A 16,874-nucleotide genomic window follows, 5' to 3' on the forward strand; every position below is an offset into this window, starting at 1 on the left:
TCTTGAACAATCTTTAGAGAGCCCGCGAGGGCCACCGGGTTTCGGGGCCGCCCGCAGGCTGCTCAGTCAGCGTCGCTTGGCCATCTCATTGATGAAACGGTCGAACAGCGGCGCTACGTCGTTCGGGCCCGGGCTGGCTTCAGGGTGGCCCTGGAAGCTGAACGCGCTCTTGTCGGTGCGCTCGATGCCTTGCAGGGAACCGTCAAACAGCGACTTATGAATCGCGCGGACGTTGGCCGGCAAGGTGGCTTCATCCACCGCAAAACCGTGGTTCTGGCTGGTGATCATCACGACACCAGTGTCCAAGTCCTGAACAGGGTGGTTGGCGCCGTGGTGGCCGTGCCCCATTTTCAGGGTTTTAGCACCGGAGGCCAGAGCCAGCAGTTGGTGGCCGAGGCAGATACCGAATACCGGAATCTCGGTTTCCAGTACTTCCTTAATGGCCTGGATGGCGTAGTCGCAAGGCTCAGGGTCACCCGGGCCGTTGGACAGGAACACGCCGTCCGGTTGCAGAGCAAGCACGTCGCTGGCTGGGGTTTGCGCAGGTACCACGGTCACGCGGCAGCCACGCTCGACCAGCATGCGCAGGATGTTGTACTTGACGCCGTAGTCGTAAGCGACCACGTGATAAGGCAACTCGGCAGCATCGATGGTCGCATGGCTATCTGTCTTCAAATCCCAGACCGTGGAGCGCCATTCGTACTTCTCTTTGACGCTGACAACTTTCGCCAGGTCCATGCCCTTCAGGCCAGGGAAGCCTTGTGCCGCGGCGATCGCCGCCTCTTCGGAAATATTGTCGCCGACCATGATGCAGCCGTTCTGCGAGCCTTTTTCACGCAGGATGCGCGTAAGGCGACGCGTATCGATACCAGCGATCGCCACCACATTGTTGGCTTTGAGGTAATCGGACAGTGACATCGTGTTGCGCCAGTTGCTCGCAACCAGTGGCAGATCACGAATCACCAGCCCCGCCGACCAGACACGATCAGACTCGACATCTTCCGGCGTAGTACCGGTGTTGCCGATATGTGGATAGGTCAGGGTAACGATCTGTTGGGCGTAGGAAGGATCGGTAAGGATTTCCTGATAGCCGGTCATGGCAGTGTTAAACACTACCTCTCCAACGGTTTGACCGTCGGCTCCAATGGCTTCGCCGCGAAAAATGCTGCCATCAGCAAGGGCGAGTATGGCTGGCTTAGTCAAGAAGACCTCCCGTAAATAAAGCCTGAAAGGGCGATCGCAGGTTGTAAAAAAGCGGAGTGACGTATGGACACGTCACCCCGCTTGTTCACTGAATTATTCTGCGCGCTTTTAGTGGACACACTAAAGCTGTAGCTTACAGAAAAAGGCTTTTTGGGTCCACCGCTAATGAGCCTTAAAGGCAGGGGAATGCGACAGGACGTCGCTTAGCGGGTAAAAACGGGGGCTCAGGATAATCCTGAGCCCCCGTTTTGGCTACTGATTAGTGCAGATCCAGCACGTCTCGCATGTCGTACAGGCCAGGCTCACGCCCCTCCAGCCAGAGCGCGGCACGGACCGCCCCCTTAGCAAACGTCATACGACTGGAAGCCTTATGCGTGATCTCCAGGCGTTCGCCTTCGGCCGCGAATAGCACGGTGTGATCACCAACGACGTCCCCACCACGAACAGTCGCGAAACCGATGGTGTCGCGCGCGCGCTCACCGGTATACCCCTCGCGCCCGTACACCGCGACTTTTGACAAGTCACGACCCAGCGCATCAGCGATAGCCTCGCCCATACGCAGCGCAGTACCCGAGGGCGCGTCGATTTTGTGACGATGGTGGGTCTCGATAATCTCGATATCCGCCTCATCACCCAGCACTCGCGCCGCCATGTCCAACAGCTTGAGCGACAGGTTCACACCGACACTGAAGTTGGCGGCAAACACCATAGGGATCTCATTGCCTGCCTCCACCAGCAACTGCTTTTGCTCGGCACTCAACCCCGTAGTGCCAATGACCATAGCCTTGCCTGCCTTGCGACAGAACGCCAGATTCTTGAGCATCACCTCGGGTAGCGTGAAATCGATCAACACATCGAACTCATCGGCTACCTGCTCCAGGCTGCCCGACAACGAAACGCCGATACGCCCCAATGAGGCCAACTCACCGGCATCCGCGCCGATCAAAGTGCTGCCCGGGCGAACGATCGCCGCCGTCAGCCCGGAGGCCGGAGAGCGCAACTGCACCGCTTCAACCAGCGTCTTGCCCATGCGCCCGGCAGCGCCCATTACGGCTATACGTCGCATACTCAATTCCTTACAGATCGCCGAAGAAGCGCTTCACGCCTTCGAAGAAACCAGTGGTTTTCGGCGAATGGGTATCATCGCCTTCCAGCGAGCTACGGAACTCTTCGAGCAGCTCACGCTGACGACGCCCCAGATTGACCGGTGTTTCCACCGCCACACGGCACATCAAGTCACCCGCACCGCCGCCACGTACCGGCGCAACGCCTTTGCCGCGAATACGGAACTGTTTACCGGTTTGCGTGCCTTCAGGGATCTTGAGCTTGACGCGACCATCCAGCGTCGGAATCTCCAACTCGCCACCCAGCGCCGCATCGACAAAACTGATCGGCACTTCGCAGAACAGATGCTTGCCGTCGCGCTGGAAGATCGCATGCTCACGCACGTTGATCACCACGTACAAGTCACCCGTTGGCCCTCCCTGGGTGCCAGCCTCACCCTCACCCGACAGGCGAATGCGATCACCGGTATCCACACCCGCCGGCACTTTCACCGACAAGGTTTTGTACTCTTCGACACGACCTTCGCCATGACAGGAATCGCATGGATCGGAGATGATCTTGCCCTGTCCATGGCAACGCGGGCACGTCTGCTGCACCGAGAAGAAGCCTTGTTGCATACGAACCTGGCCAATACCACCGCACGTAGGGCAGGTGATGGGCGAAGAGCCTTTCTTGGCGCCCGAACCGTCGCACGGCTTGCAGTTGACCAGCGTTGGCACACGAATATTGACGCTGGTACCGCGAACCGCTTCTTCCAGGTTCAGTTCCAGGGTGTAGCGCAAGTCGCTGCCGCGCTGCGCACCGCCACGCTGACCACCGCGGCCGCCGCCAAAGAAGTCGCTGAACACATCGCCGAAAATATCGGAGAAGTTCTGCCCACCAAAACCGGCGCCGCCGCCCCCCATGCTTGGGTCGACACCGGCATGGCCATACTGATCGTAGGCTGCACGCTTATTGGGATCACATAGGCATTCGTAGGCCTCATTGGCCTCTTTGAACATTTCTTCGGATTCTTTGTTATCCGGATTACGGTCCGGGTGGTGCTTCATCGCCAGACGACGGTAAGCCTTTTTCAGCTCCGCCTCGCTGGCACCACGCTCCACACCCAAAACTTCGTAATAGTCACGCTTTGCCATAAGTCTTTGCACTCTTAAGGACGTTCAGCCAGGCCCTCCTGAGCCTTGCCGAACTCGTTGAGCCCCAATACAGGCCCGGACCCAACTCACGTCAATTCAACGATCCTGGTCATCACTGCTTTCAGCCAGGCGCCCGGCCAAAAACGCGGCATTAAACCCTCGGAAAGCAGGAGCATCCCCGATCACACCGCCAGCATCCGACTGTTGTCGCACACTGTAAAAATTCGCATACCCCAGACACGCCAACGCGGGAGCTAGCTCCCGCGCGGCGACATCCTACCAGTCACCGCTTGAAAGCGGTCAACCGGGCGACCAAGTTACTTCTTCTGGTCTTCTTTAACTTCTTCGAACTCAGCATCGACAACGTCATCATGCTTGGCTTCTGGTTCTGCCTGTTGTGCAGCACCGTCTGCCGGCTGAGCTTGCTCGGCGTACATCTTCTGAGCCACTGGCGCAGAGACTTTCGACAACTCTTCAATCTTGGCTTCAATGGCGGCCTTGTCATCGCCTTTGACGGCGGCTTCCAGGGCAACCACGGCAGCCTCGATTGCAGCTTTCTCTTCAGCCGTTACTTTTTCGCCAGCATCCACGACCATTTTGCGGGTCGAGTGCACCAGAGCATCGCCCTGGTTACGAGCACCAGCCAACTCAGCAAACTTGGCATCGGCGTCAGCATTGGCTTCAGCATCACGAATCATCTGCTGAATTTCTTCATCAGACAGACCGGAGTTGGCCTTGATCGTGATCTTCTGCTCTTTGCCGGTCGCCTTGTCTTTCGCACCTACGTGCAGAATGCCGTTGGCGTCGATGTCGAAGGTCACTTCGATTTGTGGCACACCACGAGGCGCTGGTGGAATATCAGCCAGGTCGAACTTGCCCAGAGACTTGTTCTGAGAGGCTTGCTTACGCTCACCTTGCAGCACATGAATAGTCACGGCGCCCTGGTTGTCATCGGCAGTCGAGAACACCTGAGATTTCTTGGTAGGAATCGTGGTGTTTTTCTCGATCAGCGCGGTCATCACGCCACCCATGGTTTCGATACCCAGGGTCAGCGGGCTGACGTCCAGCAACAGCACGTCTTTCACATCACCGGCCAATACCGCGCCCTGAATCGCAGCACCCATGGCAACCGCTTCGTCCGGGTTGACGTCTTTACGTGCTTCTTTACCGAAGAACTCGGTGACTTTCTGCTGCACCAGCGGCATACGAGTCTGACCGCCCACCAGGATCACGTCGTTGATGGAGCCAACGTCGATGCCAGCGTCTTTCAATGCAATGCGGCAAGGTTCGATGGTACGCTGAACCAGGTCTTCAACCAGTGCCTCCAACTTGGCGCGAGAAATCTTCACGTTCAAGTGCTTAGGACCGGTAGCATCTGCTGTGATGTACGGCAGGTTAACGTCAGTCGACATGCTCGACGACAGCTCGATCTTGGCTTTCTCGGCAGCTTCTTTCAGACGCTGCATCGCCAGCGGATCACCTTTAAGGTTCATGCCGCTTTCTTTCTTGAATTCGTCAACGAGGTAGTCGATCAGACGAATGTCAAAGTCTTCACCACCCAAGAAGGTGTCACCGTTGGTAGCCAGCACTTCGAACTGGTGCTCGCCATCGACTTCGGCAATCTCGATCACCGATACGTCAAAGGTACCGCCACCCAGGTCATAAACGATCACGGTGTGATCGCCTTTGGCCTTGTCCATACCGTAAGCCAGAGCAGCAGCGGTCGGTTCGTTGATGATACGTTTTACGTCCAGACCTGCGATGCGGCCGGCATCTTTGGTCGCCTGACGCTGGCTGTCGTTGAAGTAAGCCGGAACGGTGATCACCGCCTCGGTCACAGCTTCACCCAGATAGTCTTCGGCAGTCTTCTTCATCTTTTTCAAGACTTCAGCCGAGATCTGCGGGGCGGACATTTTATTGCCGTTCACTTCAACCCAGGCGTCACCATTGTCAGCCTTGGCGATTTTGTAAGGCACCATCTTGATGTCTTTTTGCACGACTTCTTCGTCGAACTTACGACCGATCAGACGCTTTACCGCGTACAGAGTGTTATGCGGGTTAGTCACCGCCTGACGCTTGGCCGACTGACCGACCAGGATCTCGCCGTCATTGGCGTAAGCGATAATCGACGGCGTGGTACGCGCGCCTTCGGCGTTCTCAATAACTTTGGCCTTGCCGTTTTCCATGACCGAGACGCACGAGTTGGTGGTCCCCAGGTCGATACCGATAATTTTGCCCATGATTTACTCTCCCGAAACTTGAATTTTGTTGCCGCAGCAGTTTTGGCTAACTGCGGTAGCACTTAAACGCTTGACTTATAAATGGGGGCCTTGCGGCGGATTTCAAGCCTGCTCATCAATAGAAGGTGCAACGGGCGCTGGCGCCTTGCTTACCACCACCATTGCCGGGCGCAGCAAGCGACCGTTGAGCAGGTATCCTTTCTGGAACACCTTCAACACGCTGTTGGGCTCAAGGTCGTGGCTTTCTTGCATGGCCATAGCCTGATGATGCTCAGCGTTGAACGGCTCACCGCCTTGCGGATCGATAGCTTCCAACTGATACCGTTTGAGCGTGTCCTGAAACATCTTCAGGGTCAGCTCAATGCCTTCGCGCATCGCACGGATGTTTTCATCATCCGGATTGGACAGCTCCAGGCCGCGCTCCAGACTGTCGATAATCGGCAGCAGGTCGCTAGCGAATTTTTCCAGCGCGAATTTATGCGCTTTTTCTACATCCTGCTCGGCACGGCGGCGGACGTTCTGCAGATCAGCGGCAACACGCAAAGACTGATCCTGCGCAGCGGCCAATTGCTCTTCTAGCACTTGCACACGAGTTGCCAGTTCATCACCGACAGCCGAATTGGCGTCTGGAGTTTGCGTATCCTGCGTCTGTTCGTCAGCCATAGATTCTCTCCTTTCAAAATCATGCGCGAACTCAACTCGCGCTTCTGTTCCGGTATATGGGGCCACAATTTCCAGGTTCAAGGGCGCAAGCATGACCAAAAGTCACGCAGAGGGTCAGGATTAATTCCTGCCCGCAAATTCCCGATTGCGCTAAAAACAGTATGGATCCAAGCAAATCGAACTAAGCATCAGGATTGTCACCTCCTGACAAAACACTGTATAAATAACCAGACATAAAGCCTGGGAGCGGCCATCATGCTCGTGCACCTGTCCGTACATAACTACGCCATTGTTGAACATCTGGATCTCGAACTGGATCGCGGAATGAGCGTAATCACAGGCGAAACCGGCGCCGGCAAGTCGATCATGCTAGACGCCCTGGGCCTGACCCTGGGCGATCGCGCCGACAGCGGCGTAGTGCGCCCAGGCGCAGAAAAGGCCGATATCCTGGCCACTTTCGACTTGGCGGATATTCCAGAAGCTGAAACCTGGCTGGCTGAGCGCGACCTTAGCCATGAAGGACCGTGCATCCTGCGACGGGTCATCACTGCCGAAGGGCGCTCACGCGGCTATATCAACGGCACGCCCTGCCCGCTTGGCGACCTGAAAGCATTGGGTGAATTGCTGATCGATATCCACAGCCAGCACGAACATCAGTCTCTGCTTAAAACCGACACACATCGGCGCTTGCTCGACGAATACGCTGGCGCCACCGATCTATCCAGGCAAGTGCAGCTTGCTGCGCAACGCTGGCGCCAGACACGCCTGGAACTGGAACGACTCTCCAATTCCGGCGATGAGCAACGCGCTCGCCATCAGTTACTCAGCTATCAGTTCGAAGAGCTGGAGAGCCTGGGTCTTGGCGAAACGGAGCTGGAGCAGCTTGAACAGGAACACAAGAACCTCACCAATGCAGAAACCCTTCTGGGTATCTGCCGTCAGGTGGTGGAGCAATGCAGCGAAAGCGATTCCGGAAATGTGCTCAACGCGCTCACGGCCAGCCTCAACCGCCTGTCCAGCGTGAATAACGCCTCGGGTTCGCTGAGCGAAGCGACAACCCTGCTGACCAGTGCGCAGATCCAGGTTGAAGAAGCAGTCGGCGAGCTGAATAGGTTTCTGGACCACTTCGATGCCGATCCGGCGCGCCTGCAGGAAATAGAAGAACGACTGGACACTATTTATACCCTGGCCCGCAAACATCGAATCCAGCCCACTGAACTGGCGGCGATGCAGCAGAAATTGCTGGATGAAATCGAAACCCTGAATGCCAACGATGAATCCATTGAAAGACTGGGCGACGAACTGGCCTCCTATGCTCGGCATTATCAAGAGAAAGCCCGCGAACTGAGCGAGTTACGCCAGCACGCAGCCACAAATCTTGCTGGGGCTGTTGAGCAAGAAATTCAGCGCCTGGGCATGCCCGGCGGACGCTTCACTATTGAGTTGCGCACCAATACCAGTAACGAATTGCAGCCCCATGGCCTGGAACAGGTAGAACTGCTGGTCAGCGCCAACCCGGGGCAACCTCTCAAAGCGCTGGCAAAAGTCGCCTCCGGGGGCGAGCTGTCGCGAATCAGCCTGGCTATCCAAGTGATTACCGCACAGACCTCCAGAGTACCCACGCTGGTATTCGACGAGGTGGACGTAGGCATCGGCGGGCCAACGGCGGAAATTGTCGGCCAACTGTTGCGCCGCCTGGGAGAGCGAGGCCAGGTACTCACAGTGACGCACTTGCCGCAGGTCGCGGCGCAAGGGCATCAACATTTGTTTGTACACAAGGTCAGAGGCAGCGATGCAACACGTACAGCTGTGTCCAGATTGAACAAGTCAGAACGCGTGGAAGAAGTGGCTCGCATGCTGGGTGGGATAGACCTGACCAAAGAGTCTCTGGCGCATGCGAAGAAGATGGTCGTAGCCGCCAAGGCATGAACCGGAATTTTCTTGCAAACAGCACGAAGGCGACCCAAGGGTCGCCTTCGTGCTGTTTGCAAAGTACATCTGTAGCGTTTTTTTACTTTTTCTTACGGATGTACAACACAAGATTATGGTCAACCAGATCGAAGCCATGTTCTTCAGCGATTTCATGCTGAAGCTTCTCGATTGCCGGGCTGGTGAACTCAATAACCTCATTGGTATCGAGGTCCACCATATGGTCGTGATGACCACCGTCAGCCAGTTCGAACACTGCATGACCGCCGTCGAAATTATGACGAACCACCAGCCCTGCGGCTTCAAACTGGGTCAGCACACGGTAAACCGTGGCCAGGCCAACGTCCTCATTAGACTCCATCAGCGCCTTATAAACATCTTCAGCACTCATGTGGCGCTGCTCGGCAGAATCGAGCATTTGTAGAATCTTGACTCGTGGCAGAGTCACTTTGAGACCGGCTTTGCGTAGTTCGCTATTTTCAACCATGGTTAGCTTTCTCGCGGATGCTGCTTCGCAGCTTCTCTTAATACGGGTATGATCGGCGTTTACGTTGTCCCAGCCAAGATAGTGGAAGTCGCCCACCGATGCAAAACACCAAGCTCTTGCTAACCAGTTTCACCTTTGTGGGACTGCTCGCACTCGCCGGTTGTTCATTCCCCGGGGTTTACAAAATCGACATCCAGCAGGGCAATGTCGTCACGCAGGACATGATAGACCAGTTACGCCCCGGAATGACCCGACGGCAAGTACGGTTTATTATGGGCAACCCCCTGCTGACCGACACTTTCCATGCCGATCGCTGGGATTATCTCTACAGCATTCAGCCGGGTGGCGGTGAACGCCAGCAGGAGCGCGTCAGCGTCATTTTTAATGGCAATGACCAGCTTGTCAGCCTGTCCGGTGACTTCATGCCCGGCGTAAGCCGTGATGAAGCCTTATTGGGCAAAGACAACGACACGAATGTGACGGCTCCCGCGCAAGAAGGCGAAAAGCAGAAGTCGGAGGTCCCCGCAAAGCCGGGTTCCTTGCTGGACAGAATCCAGAAGGATGTCGACGGCGTGGAAACCGTTCCCGTCCCGACACCTCAGCCGCTGGACACCAGCCCACAATAAAACTGTGCGGCACACGAAAAAAAGCCCGGCATGCCGGGCTTTTTCGTATCTGCCGATTAGCGGAGCTAAGTATTCTGCTGCCTGGCAAGCGCTGCCTTGGCTGCACGCAACCTACGCACTTCCTTGGGATCAGCCAACAAGGGACGGTAAATCTCAACTCGATCGCCCGCTTGTACAACACGCACATCAGCGTCAGAAATAGCCTTACCGAATATCCCTAATGGACAAGTCGCCGGATCAATACCGGGGAACTGCTCCAGAACTCCCGAGAGCTGTACCGCCTTGCGCACACTCGTGCCCAAGGGCACGGCCACGGCAAGCAAGACCTGACGATCGACAGCGGCGTGCACCACTTCGATTTCAACCATGCAGCTGCTTAGCCCGCTGACAGAATGCATCCACCAAGGTATTGGCCGCCTGATTGAATAACGGCCCAAGCGTCGCTCGTACGATGGGTCCGGCATAATCAAACGACAAATCCAGGCTGATTTTGCAGGCCTTGTCCGTCAATGCTTTAAAAATCCATACGCCATGCAACTGGGTGAATGGGCCTTCCTGCAAATTCATTTCGATGGATTTACCCGGCACCAATACATTGCGCGTAACGAAGTGCTGACTAAGCCCCCCCTTGGCCACGCCCACGCTGGCGACCATGTGCTCAGCACTGCTTTCAAGCACTTCGGCAGTTGAGCACCAGGGCAGGAATTCCGGATAACGCGCCACGTCGTTGACCAGATCATAGAGCGCCTGTGCCGGATAGGGCAGCAGCGCCGAACGTTGAATATGCGTCGTCATGTGTGCGTTATTTCCACAGCTGAGCGGCAAACATCGCGAAGGAACAGCCCGATCCGCGAGAGAAAAAAACCAAAGAACTGCCCGCATTGTCCGGGATTCGTCCAACACGCTCAAGCACGCAGGTTGACCGTAGCCGCCAGGCTCGCAACTGCCTATAATGCCGCCCCTATGGCTAAACAAAAGAAACACCCCACAGGGACCATCGCGCAAAATAAAAAGGCGCGACACGATTACTTCATCGAACATCGTTTCGAGGCTGGTCTGGTCCTGGCCGGCTGGGAAGTAAAGAGTCTGCGTGCCAGCAAACTGCAGCTGGTCGACAGTTACGTACTGCTCAAGGATGGTGAAGCGTGGCTGCTGGGCAGTCATATCACCCCGCTGACCACCGCGAGTACTCATGTGATTGCCGACCCGGTACGCACCCGCAAGCTACTGCTCAACGCCCGCGAGCTGGACAAGCTTGCTGCGGCCGTGCAGCAGAAGGGCTATGCCTGCGTCTGCCTGTCCTGGTACTGGAGCAAGCACTTGGTCAAGTGCGAAATCGCACTGGGCAAGGGCAAGAAGGAATACGACAAGCGCGACACCGAACGCGAGCGCGACTCCAATCGCGAGCTGCATCGCGCGGTACGCAACAAGGGCAAGGAAGAATAACCTTGTAACGATGTAGCCTCGGCCAGCACCCGCGGCTACATCCCTTTGCGTCGCTCCGCACGTGCCACGCGCTGAACCTCCTGACGAACTTCCTCCAACACTTCCTGCACGTACAACAAGTGTCGTGTAGAAACCTCCCTTGCCTGCTCGGCCCGCCCCTCGATGATCGCTAGGTACAAATCCCGATGCTGATTGATCAGCATGTCACGGGTTTCTGTACGTTGCTGATACATGCCACCGATATTAGTCACCACGTTACGCTTGAGCAGATCGAACAAACCTCGAATCGTGTGCAGCAGCACCGCGTTATGACTGGCCTCGGCAATAGCCAGATGAAACCGAGCATCCGCCGCCCCCTCCTCGGCCCGGCTGACTTCATCGACGCGCGTGTAGCAGTCCTGCAAAGCTTCAAACGCGGTAGTCAGCCGTTCCCGGTCGACTTCGGTAGCACGCAACGCCGCGTAATACGCGCATGACGCCTCCAAAGTCTGGCGAAACTCCAGCAAGTCACGCTGGGCTTCTGGATTGTTCTCCAGTAGATGCAGGAGCGGATCGCTGAAAGTCGAACCCAAAGAGTCGACGACGTAGTTGCCGCCCCCCTGACGACTGACTAACAAACCTTTGGCCGCCAGCTTCTGGATAGCCTCGCGCAACGACGGACGCGAGACTCCGAACTGCTCAGCCAAGGCACGTTCAGCCGGCAACCGCTCGCCGGATTTCAACGTACCCTCAAGGATCATTCCTTCAAGCTGCTCAACAATATCGTCAGACAGACGGCGCTGCCGCACCTGATCAAACGCCATAACTCACTCTCCACCATCCCGACCACCCGCCGGGCCCTCTATTCTGGCCTATCGCCGCCGTTCCAGCACCCATCAGAGTGCCTTCGATTTTGCCGCTCAGATCCCCTCAGCCATCCCACTACGACCAAAGTTTTGCAGGCGGCAAATTGACACATCCCACGAAGGCTTTTAACCTAGCTCACATCGATTGTAAATTGGTATTACCAATTATCCATATCGACAAAAAAGTGCCTGACCAACAACAATTAGGGGCCACCCCATATGCAAACCTGGCAACAGCTTTACAGCCCACTCGGCAGCCTCGGCTTGTCCGCTCTCGCCGCAGTCATCCCGATCGTATTCTTCTTCCTGGCCCTGGCAGTGTTCCGCCTCAAAGGGCATGTGGCCGGCAGCATTACCCTGGCACTGTCGATCCTGGTGGCGATTTTTGCTTTCCAGATGCCGGTCGATATGGCTTTCGCCGCTGCCGGTTACGGGTTCGCCTACGGTCTGTGGCCTATCGCGTGGATCATCGTGGCGGCCGTGTTCCTCTACAAACTCACGGTCAAGAGCGGCCAATTCGAGATTATCCGTAGCTCGGTTCTGTCGATCACCGACGACCAACGCCTGCAAGTGCTGCTGATCGGCTTCTGCTTTGGCGCCTTTCTGGAGGGAGCAGCGGGTTTCGGCGCACCAGTGGCCATCACCGCCGCGCTGCTGGTCGGTCTGGGCTTCAACCCGCTTTATGCCGCTGGCCTATGCTTAATCGCTAACACCGCCCCCGTCGCATTTGGCGCACTGGGCATCCCCATCATCGTGGCCGGGCAAGTGACGGGCATCGATGCGTTCAAGATCGGCGCCATGACTGGCCGCCAACTGCCATTGCTGTCGCTATTCGTACCGTTTTGGCTGGTATTCATGATGGACGGTCTGCGCGGCGTGCGTGAAACCTGGCCAGCAGCCCTGGTTGCGGGTTTGAGCTTTGCAATCACCCAGTACTTCACCTCCAATTTCATCGGCCCGGAACTGCCAGACATCACTTCGGCGCTGGCCAGCCTGATTGCCCTGACGCTGTTCCTGAAAGTCTGGCAACCCAAGCGCACCGCTGGCGCGCAAATTGCCGGCGCCACCTCAAACACGGTAGTGACTGCAAGTGCCGGCGGCTTTGGCCAGCCGCGCAGCACGGTCGCATCGCCGTACAGCCTGGGGCAGATTTTCAAGGCGTGGTCGCCGTTCCTGATTCTCACGGTGTTGGTGACGATCTGGACCCTCAAACCGTTCAAGGCGATGTTCGCCGCCGGCGGCTCGATGTACAGCTGGGTGTTCAACTTCGCGATTCCACATCTGGATCAACTGGTGATCAAGGTCGCCCCCATCGTGACCAACCCCACCGCAATCCCGGCGGTGTTCAAGCTGGACCCGATTTCAGCCACCGGTACGGCGATTTTCTTCTCCGCGCTGATCTCGATGCTGGTGCTGAAGATCAACGCGAAAACTGGTCTGACCACTTTAAAAGAAACGTTTTACGAACTGCGTTGGCCAATCCTGTCCATCGGCATGGTGCTGGCATTTGCTTTTGTCACCAACTATTCCGGCATGTCGTCGACCATGGCGCTGGTATTGGCCGGGACAGGGGCAGCTTTCCCGTTCTTCTCGCCATTCCTCGGCTGGCTGGGGGTTTTCCTGACAGGCTCCGACACCTCGTCCAACGCACTGTTCAGCTCGCTGCAAGCCACCACTGCCCACCAGATCGGCGTCAACGACACGCTGTTGGTTGCCGCCAATACCAGCGGTGGCGTTACCGGCAAGATGATCTCGCCACAGTCGATCGCCGTGGCCTGCGCCGCTACCGGCCTAGTCGGCAAGGAATCCGACCTGTTCCGCTTCACCCTCAAGCACAGCCTGTTCTTTGCCACCATCGTGGGCTTGATCACGTTGGCACAGGCCTATTGGTTCACCGGTATGCTGGTGCACTGAGACCTGCACGTAATAGGGTAAGAACCGACGCCGGGTAACTATTCCGGCGTCCGCTATTTCTGGAGGACGAATGAGTCTGCCTGCCGCTTTCCTTAATGACGTCGCACAGCTGATCCCACCAAACCGACGCTTCGACGACCCGCTGTCCACCCTCGCGTTCGGAACCGACGCCAGCTTTTACCGATTGATCCCACAACTGGTGATCCGTGTAGAGTCCGAAGACGAAGTCGTGACGCTGCTGCAATGGGCCCAACGCGACCATGTACCCGTTACTTTTCGCGCCGCCGGCACCAGCCTGTCCGGGCAAGCGATCAGCGACTCGGTGCTGATCGTACTGGGCGACAACTGGAACGACCGCGAAATTCGTGGACAAGGCACGCAGATCCGTTTGCAGCCCGGCGTGATCGGCGCGCAGGCCAACGCCTGGCTCGCGCCGTTCGGGCGCAAGATCGGTCCGGACCCGGCATCCATCAACGCCTGCAAGATCGGCGGTATTGTTGCCAACAACGCCAGCGGTATGTGCTGCGGCACCGCACAGAACACTTACCACACCCTGGCGGGCATACGCTTGGTGTTGGCCGACGGTAGCCGTCTGGATACGGAAGACCCTGTCAGCGTCAGCGCTTTTCGCGCGCAACACGGCGCACTGCTGGAGCGCCTGGCAACACTGGGGCGCGAAACGCGGGCAAATACCGAGTTGGCGGCGAAAATTCGCCATAAGTACCGCCTGAAAAATACCACCGGCCTGTCACTTAACGCTTTGGTGGACTTTGACGACCCGCTGGAAATTCTCAGCCACCTGCTGGTGGGCTCCGAGGGTACGCTGGGTTTCATCAGTGCAGTGACCTACAACACCGTGGTCGATCATCCGAACAAGGCGTCGGCATTGATTGTGTTCCCGGATGTGGAGACCTGTTGCAACGCCGTCACCGTGCTGAAAACTCAGCCAGTCTCGGCCGTAGAGCTACTGGACCGCCGTAGCATGCGTTCGGTGCAGAACAAACCCGGCATGCCCGCGTTCGTACAACACCTATCGGAAAATGCCTGCGCACTGCTGATCGAATCCCGCGCGGCGACTTCCTCGCTACTGCAGGAACAACTGGCACTGATCATGGCGTCCCTGGCCCGTTTTCCTGTGGAAAAACAGGTCGACTTCACCGAAGACCCCGTGGAAAACGCCCGCCTGTGGGCCATTCGTAAAGACACCTTCCCCGCCGTCGGCGCCGTACGCAAGACCGGTACTACGGTGATCATCGAAGATGTGACCTTCCCGGTCGAGCAATTGGCTATCGGCGTAAACCGCCTGATCGAACTGTTCGACAAACATCACTATGACGAAGCGATCCTTTTCGGACACGCGCTGGAAGGCAATCTGCACTTCGTGTTCACTCAAGGCTTCAACAGCAGTGAGGAAGTCGCACGCTATCAAGCGTTTATGGATGACGTCGCGCAGTTGGTTGCAGTGGAGTTCGGCGGTTCGCTCAAGGCCGAACACGGCACCGGGCGTAATATGGCCCCATTCGTCGAGCTGGAATGGGGCAGCGATGCCTATCAGTTGATGTGGCAACTCAAGCGCCTGCTCGATCCCAACGGCATTCTCAACCCGGACGTGGTGCTCAGCGAAGACCCGCAGATCCACCTCAAGCACCTCAAGCCGCTGCCCGCCGCCGATGAGTTGGTGGATAAATGCATCGAGTGCGGATTCTGCGAGCCGGTGTGTCCATCCAAAGGGCTGACACTGAGCCCGCGCCAGCGCATTGTGATCTGGCGCGATATACAAGCCAAGAAACGCGCCGGGGTCGATACCACCGAACTGGAAACGGCATACCACTATCAAGGCATCGACACCTGCGCCGCAACCGGCCTCTGCGCCCAGCGCTGCCCTGTGGGAATCAATACCGGCGATCTGGTGAAAAAACTGCGCGCCAGGAACGCCGACCGTACGAAAACGGCCGAATGGCTGGCCACCCACTTCTCCACTGCGTTGCAAGGTGCGCGCTTTACCCTGCATGTGGCGAATGGCGCCCGCATGCTGCTGGGCGCGCCGCGCCTGGCCAAGCTGTCTGCCACAGCAACCCGTTTGTCGAAAGGGCAAATCCCTCAGTGGACCAATGCCATGCCCCAGCCGGAAAAAGCCATTCGCTTCAGTCCCCCCGTAACTGACGATCGGCCCCGCGTGGTCTACCTTGCGGCATGCGTGTCGCGGGCAATGGGCCCAGCTGCCAGCGATAAAGAGCAGATGTCGCTGTACGACAAAACCCGTGGCCTACTGGAAAAAGCCGGTTACCAAGTGGTTATCCCAGAGAATCAAGACAACCTGTGCTGCGGTCAGCCATTCGCTTCAAAAGGCTACGCCGAACAGGCCGAACACAAACGCCAGGAACTGATCGGCGCCCTGCTCCACGCCAGTCGCGGCGGCCTGGACCCCATCTACTGCGACACCAGCCCCTGCACCCTGCGCCTGGTGCAAGACCTGGGCGAAACCCGCTTGGACCTCTACGACCCGGTGCGGTTTATCCGCACCCATCTCATGGATCGACTGGATTTCACACCGCAGGAAGCACCGATCGCGGTGCACGTCACCTGCAGCACCCAACACCTGGGCGAAAGCCAGGCGCTGATTGAACTGGCCCGACGTTGCGCCAACACCGTGATCATCCCGGAAGGCATTCATTGCTGTGGTTTTGCCGGTGACAAGGGCTTTACCACGCCGGAACTCAATGCCCATTCGCTGCGCTCACTCAAGGACGCGGTGCAATTTTGCAGCGAAGGCATTTCCACCAGCCGCACCTGCGAGATCGGCCTGAGCCAACATGGCGGCATCGATTATCACGGACTGGTCTACCTGGTGGACCGGGTCACCCAGGCCCGTGCCCATTAACGCTGCAAAAAAACAGAACCCCTGCGCGTTGGCGTAGTCAGCTGAATAGGCCTCGACAATCGAGGCCCTCACTGATGTCGCTGGCAGCCGTACGCCAGCAGCGTCGAGCCCTTTTGCGCAAGGAGATACCCGATGAAGCGTTCCGCTCTAGCTGGCTTGTTCATGACTGCTGCGATGCTGGCCTCTCCCGCCTTTGCCGCCGGCGACAAAGACCTATGCCAGATCAACTTGGATAAAATCAATAACGGTAAAGCGTTACTCGCCACCGACTCCAGTGGCAAAAGCGGCGAAATCGACACCGCCGTGGCCCAGGCTAAAGCGGCCCACGCCGCAGGCGATGACAAGAAGTGCATCGAGATCACCTCCAAGACGCTGCAAGACCTGCAAAACAGCGAGAAAGGTGGCGAGTAAGCGTTAAGGCCAACCTTCGGGTTGGCCT

General features: G+C 57.3%; 15 protein-coding genes. 6 read left to right on the forward strand and 9 right to left on the reverse strand.

The window, feature by feature from the left end; translation table 11 throughout:
• Positions 1–66 precede the first annotated feature (66 nt).
• From carA to grpE, 5 genes are all read right to left on the reverse strand, one after another.
• A complete protein-coding gene (carA, locus tag ACFZPT_RS21120) occupies positions 67–1,203 on the reverse strand; it encodes a glutamine-hydrolyzing carbamoyl-phosphate synthase small subunit (RefSeq protein ID WP_034100735.1) in 1,137 nt (378 codons plus the stop codon).
• A gap of 259 nt (positions 1,204–1,462) precedes the next feature.
• On the reverse strand, positions 1,463–2,269 hold the full coding sequence (gene dapB, locus ACFZPT_RS21125) for a 4-hydroxy-tetrahydrodipicolinate reductase (protein ID WP_040265425.1): 807 nt from the start codon (positions 2,267–2,269) through the stop codon (positions 1,463–1,465).
• 10 nt (positions 2,270–2,279) lie between these two features.
• Positions 2,280–3,404, reverse strand: a complete 1,125-nt coding sequence (gene dnaJ / locus ACFZPT_RS21130; RefSeq protein WP_034100739.1) for a molecular chaperone DnaJ — start codon at positions 3,402–3,404, stop codon at positions 2,280–2,282.
• 317 nt (positions 3,405–3,721) lie between these two features.
• Positions 3,722–5,644: a molecular chaperone DnaK gene (dnaK, locus tag ACFZPT_RS21135; RefSeq protein WP_034100742.1), complete on the reverse strand. Its 1,923-nt coding sequence runs from the start codon at positions 5,642–5,644 to the stop codon at positions 3,722–3,724.
• 102 nt (positions 5,645–5,746) lie between these two features.
• Positions 5,747–6,400, reverse strand: a complete 654-nt coding sequence (gene grpE / locus ACFZPT_RS21140; protein WP_256203856.1) for a nucleotide exchange factor GrpE — start codon at positions 6,398–6,400, stop codon at positions 5,747–5,749.
• A 162-nt stretch (positions 6,401–6,562) separates the two neighbouring features.
• Between grpE and recN the strand changes: the two genes are divergently transcribed.
• Complete coding sequence (gene recN, locus ACFZPT_RS21145) at positions 6,563–8,236, forward strand: DNA repair protein RecN (protein ID WP_034115108.1); 1,674 nt, start codon at positions 6,563–6,565, stop codon at positions 8,234–8,236.
• Between the two features lie 82 nt (positions 8,237–8,318).
• On the opposite strand, the gene fur is transcribed toward recN, so the two are convergent.
• Positions 8,319–8,723, reverse strand: coding sequence for a ferric iron uptake transcriptional regulator (gene fur, locus ACFZPT_RS21150; protein WP_010562662.1), 405 nt, complete (start codon positions 8,721–8,723; stop codon positions 8,319–8,321).
• A 98-nt stretch (positions 8,724–8,821) separates the two neighbouring features.
• On the opposite strand from fur, the gene ACFZPT_RS21155 reads away from it, so the two are divergent.
• Complete coding sequence (locus tag ACFZPT_RS21155; protein ID WP_034115109.1) at positions 8,822–9,349, forward strand: outer membrane protein assembly factor BamE; 528 nt, start codon at positions 8,822–8,824, stop codon at positions 9,347–9,349.
• A 65-nt stretch (positions 9,350–9,414) separates the two neighbouring features.
• On the opposite strand, the gene ACFZPT_RS21160 is transcribed toward ACFZPT_RS21155, so the two are convergent.
• Positions 9,415–9,717, reverse strand: coding sequence for an RnfH family protein (locus ACFZPT_RS21160; RefSeq protein ID WP_034115110.1), 303 nt, complete (start codon positions 9,715–9,717; stop codon positions 9,415–9,417).
• Positions 9,710–10,144 (reverse strand): type II toxin-antitoxin system RatA family toxin, encoded by a 435-nt coding sequence (locus tag ACFZPT_RS21165; RefSeq protein WP_034100754.1) that lies wholly within the window; start codon positions 10,142–10,144, stop codon positions 9,710–9,712. Before ACFZPT_RS21165 ends, ACFZPT_RS21160 begins: the two co-directional genes overlap by 8 nt.
• Before the next feature lie 168 nt (positions 10,145–10,312).
• Here ACFZPT_RS21165 and smpB point away from each other — a divergent pair, with 168 nt between their 5' ends.
• Positions 10,313–10,795, forward strand: a complete 483-nt coding sequence (gene smpB / locus ACFZPT_RS21170) for an SsrA-binding protein SmpB (RefSeq protein ID WP_024077453.1) — start codon at positions 10,313–10,315, stop codon at positions 10,793–10,795.
• Positions 10,796–10,830: 35 nt separating this feature from the next.
• On the opposite strand, the gene ACFZPT_RS21175 is transcribed toward smpB, so the two are convergent.
• Positions 10,831–11,598 carry a GntR family transcriptional regulator gene (locus ACFZPT_RS21175; RefSeq protein ID WP_034115111.1) on the reverse strand — a complete coding sequence of 256 codons (768 nt, stop codon included), beginning with the start codon at positions 11,596–11,598 and terminating at the stop codon, positions 10,831–10,833.
• Between the two features lie 261 nt (positions 11,599–11,859).
• Between ACFZPT_RS21175 and ACFZPT_RS21180 the strand changes: the two genes are divergently transcribed.
• From ACFZPT_RS21180 to ACFZPT_RS21190, 3 genes are all read left to right on the forward strand, one after another.
• Positions 11,860–13,554: a lactate permease LctP family transporter gene (locus ACFZPT_RS21180; RefSeq protein ID WP_034115112.1), complete on the forward strand. Its 1,695-nt coding sequence runs from the start codon at positions 11,860–11,862 to the stop codon at positions 13,552–13,554.
• A gap of 70 nt (positions 13,555–13,624) precedes the next feature.
• Positions 13,625–16,435, forward strand: a complete 2,811-nt coding sequence (locus ACFZPT_RS21185; protein WP_034115113.1) for an FAD-binding and (Fe-S)-binding domain-containing protein — start codon at positions 13,625–13,627, stop codon at positions 16,433–16,435.
• A gap of 132 nt (positions 16,436–16,567) precedes the next feature.
• Positions 16,568–16,846 carry a hypothetical protein gene (locus ACFZPT_RS21190; protein ID WP_034115114.1) on the forward strand — a complete coding sequence of 93 codons (279 nt, stop codon included), beginning with the start codon at positions 16,568–16,570 and terminating at the stop codon, positions 16,844–16,846.
• The last annotated feature ends 28 nt before the right edge of the window (positions 16,847–16,874 follow it).

This window comes from Pseudomonas sp. MD330_10, assembly GCF_042610415.1.
GTDB lineage: Bacteria > Pseudomonadota > Gammaproteobacteria > Pseudomonadales > Pseudomonadaceae > Aquipseudomonas > Aquipseudomonas rhodesiae.

Excerpts from the sequence above, each read along its gene's own strand:
- dapB (WP_040265425.1), bottom strand. The coding sequence starts at position 2,269 with ATGCGACGTATAGCCGTAATGGGCGCTGCCGGGCGCATGGGCAAGACG.
- dnaJ (WP_034100739.1), bottom strand. The coding sequence starts at position 3,404 with ATGGCAAAGCGTGACTATTACGAAGTTTTGGGTGTGGAGCGTGGTGCC.
- dnaK (WP_034100742.1), bottom strand. The coding sequence starts at position 5,644 with ATGGGCAAAATTATCGGTATCGACCTGGGGACCACCAACTCGTGCGTC.
- grpE (WP_256203856.1), bottom strand. The coding sequence starts at position 6,400 with ATGCTTGCGCCCTTGAACCTGGAAATTGTGGCCCCATATACCGGAACA.
- recN (WP_034115108.1), top strand. The coding sequence starts at position 6,563 with ATGCTCGTGCACCTGTCCGTACATAACTACGCCATTGTTGAACATCTG.
- fur (WP_010562662.1), bottom strand. The coding sequence starts at position 8,723 with ATGGTTGAAAATAGCGAACTACGCAAAGCCGGTCTCAAAGTGACTCTG.
- ACFZPT_RS21155 (WP_034115109.1), top strand. The coding sequence starts at position 8,822 with ATGCAAAACACCAAGCTCTTGCTAACCAGTTTCACCTTTGTGGGACTG.
- ACFZPT_RS21160 (WP_034115110.1), bottom strand. The coding sequence starts at position 9,717 with ATGGTTGAAATCGAAGTGGTGCACGCCGCTGTCGATCGTCAGGTCTTG.
- ACFZPT_RS21165 (WP_034100754.1), bottom strand. The coding sequence starts at position 10,144 with ATGACGACGCATATTCAACGTTCGGCGCTGCTGCCCTATCCGGCACAG.
- smpB (WP_024077453.1), top strand. The coding sequence starts at position 10,313 with ATGGCTAAACAAAAGAAACACCCCACAGGGACCATCGCGCAAAATAAA.
- ACFZPT_RS21175 (WP_034115111.1), bottom strand. The coding sequence starts at position 11,598 with ATGGCGTTTGATCAGGTGCGGCAGCGCCGTCTGTCTGACGATATTGTT.
- ACFZPT_RS21180 (WP_034115112.1), top strand. The coding sequence starts at position 11,860 with ATGCAAACCTGGCAACAGCTTTACAGCCCACTCGGCAGCCTCGGCTTG.
- ACFZPT_RS21185 (WP_034115113.1), top strand. The coding sequence starts at position 13,625 with ATGAGTCTGCCTGCCGCTTTCCTTAATGACGTCGCACAGCTGATCCCA.
- ACFZPT_RS21190 (WP_034115114.1), top strand. The coding sequence starts at position 16,568 with ATGAAGCGTTCCGCTCTAGCTGGCTTGTTCATGACTGCTGCGATGCTG.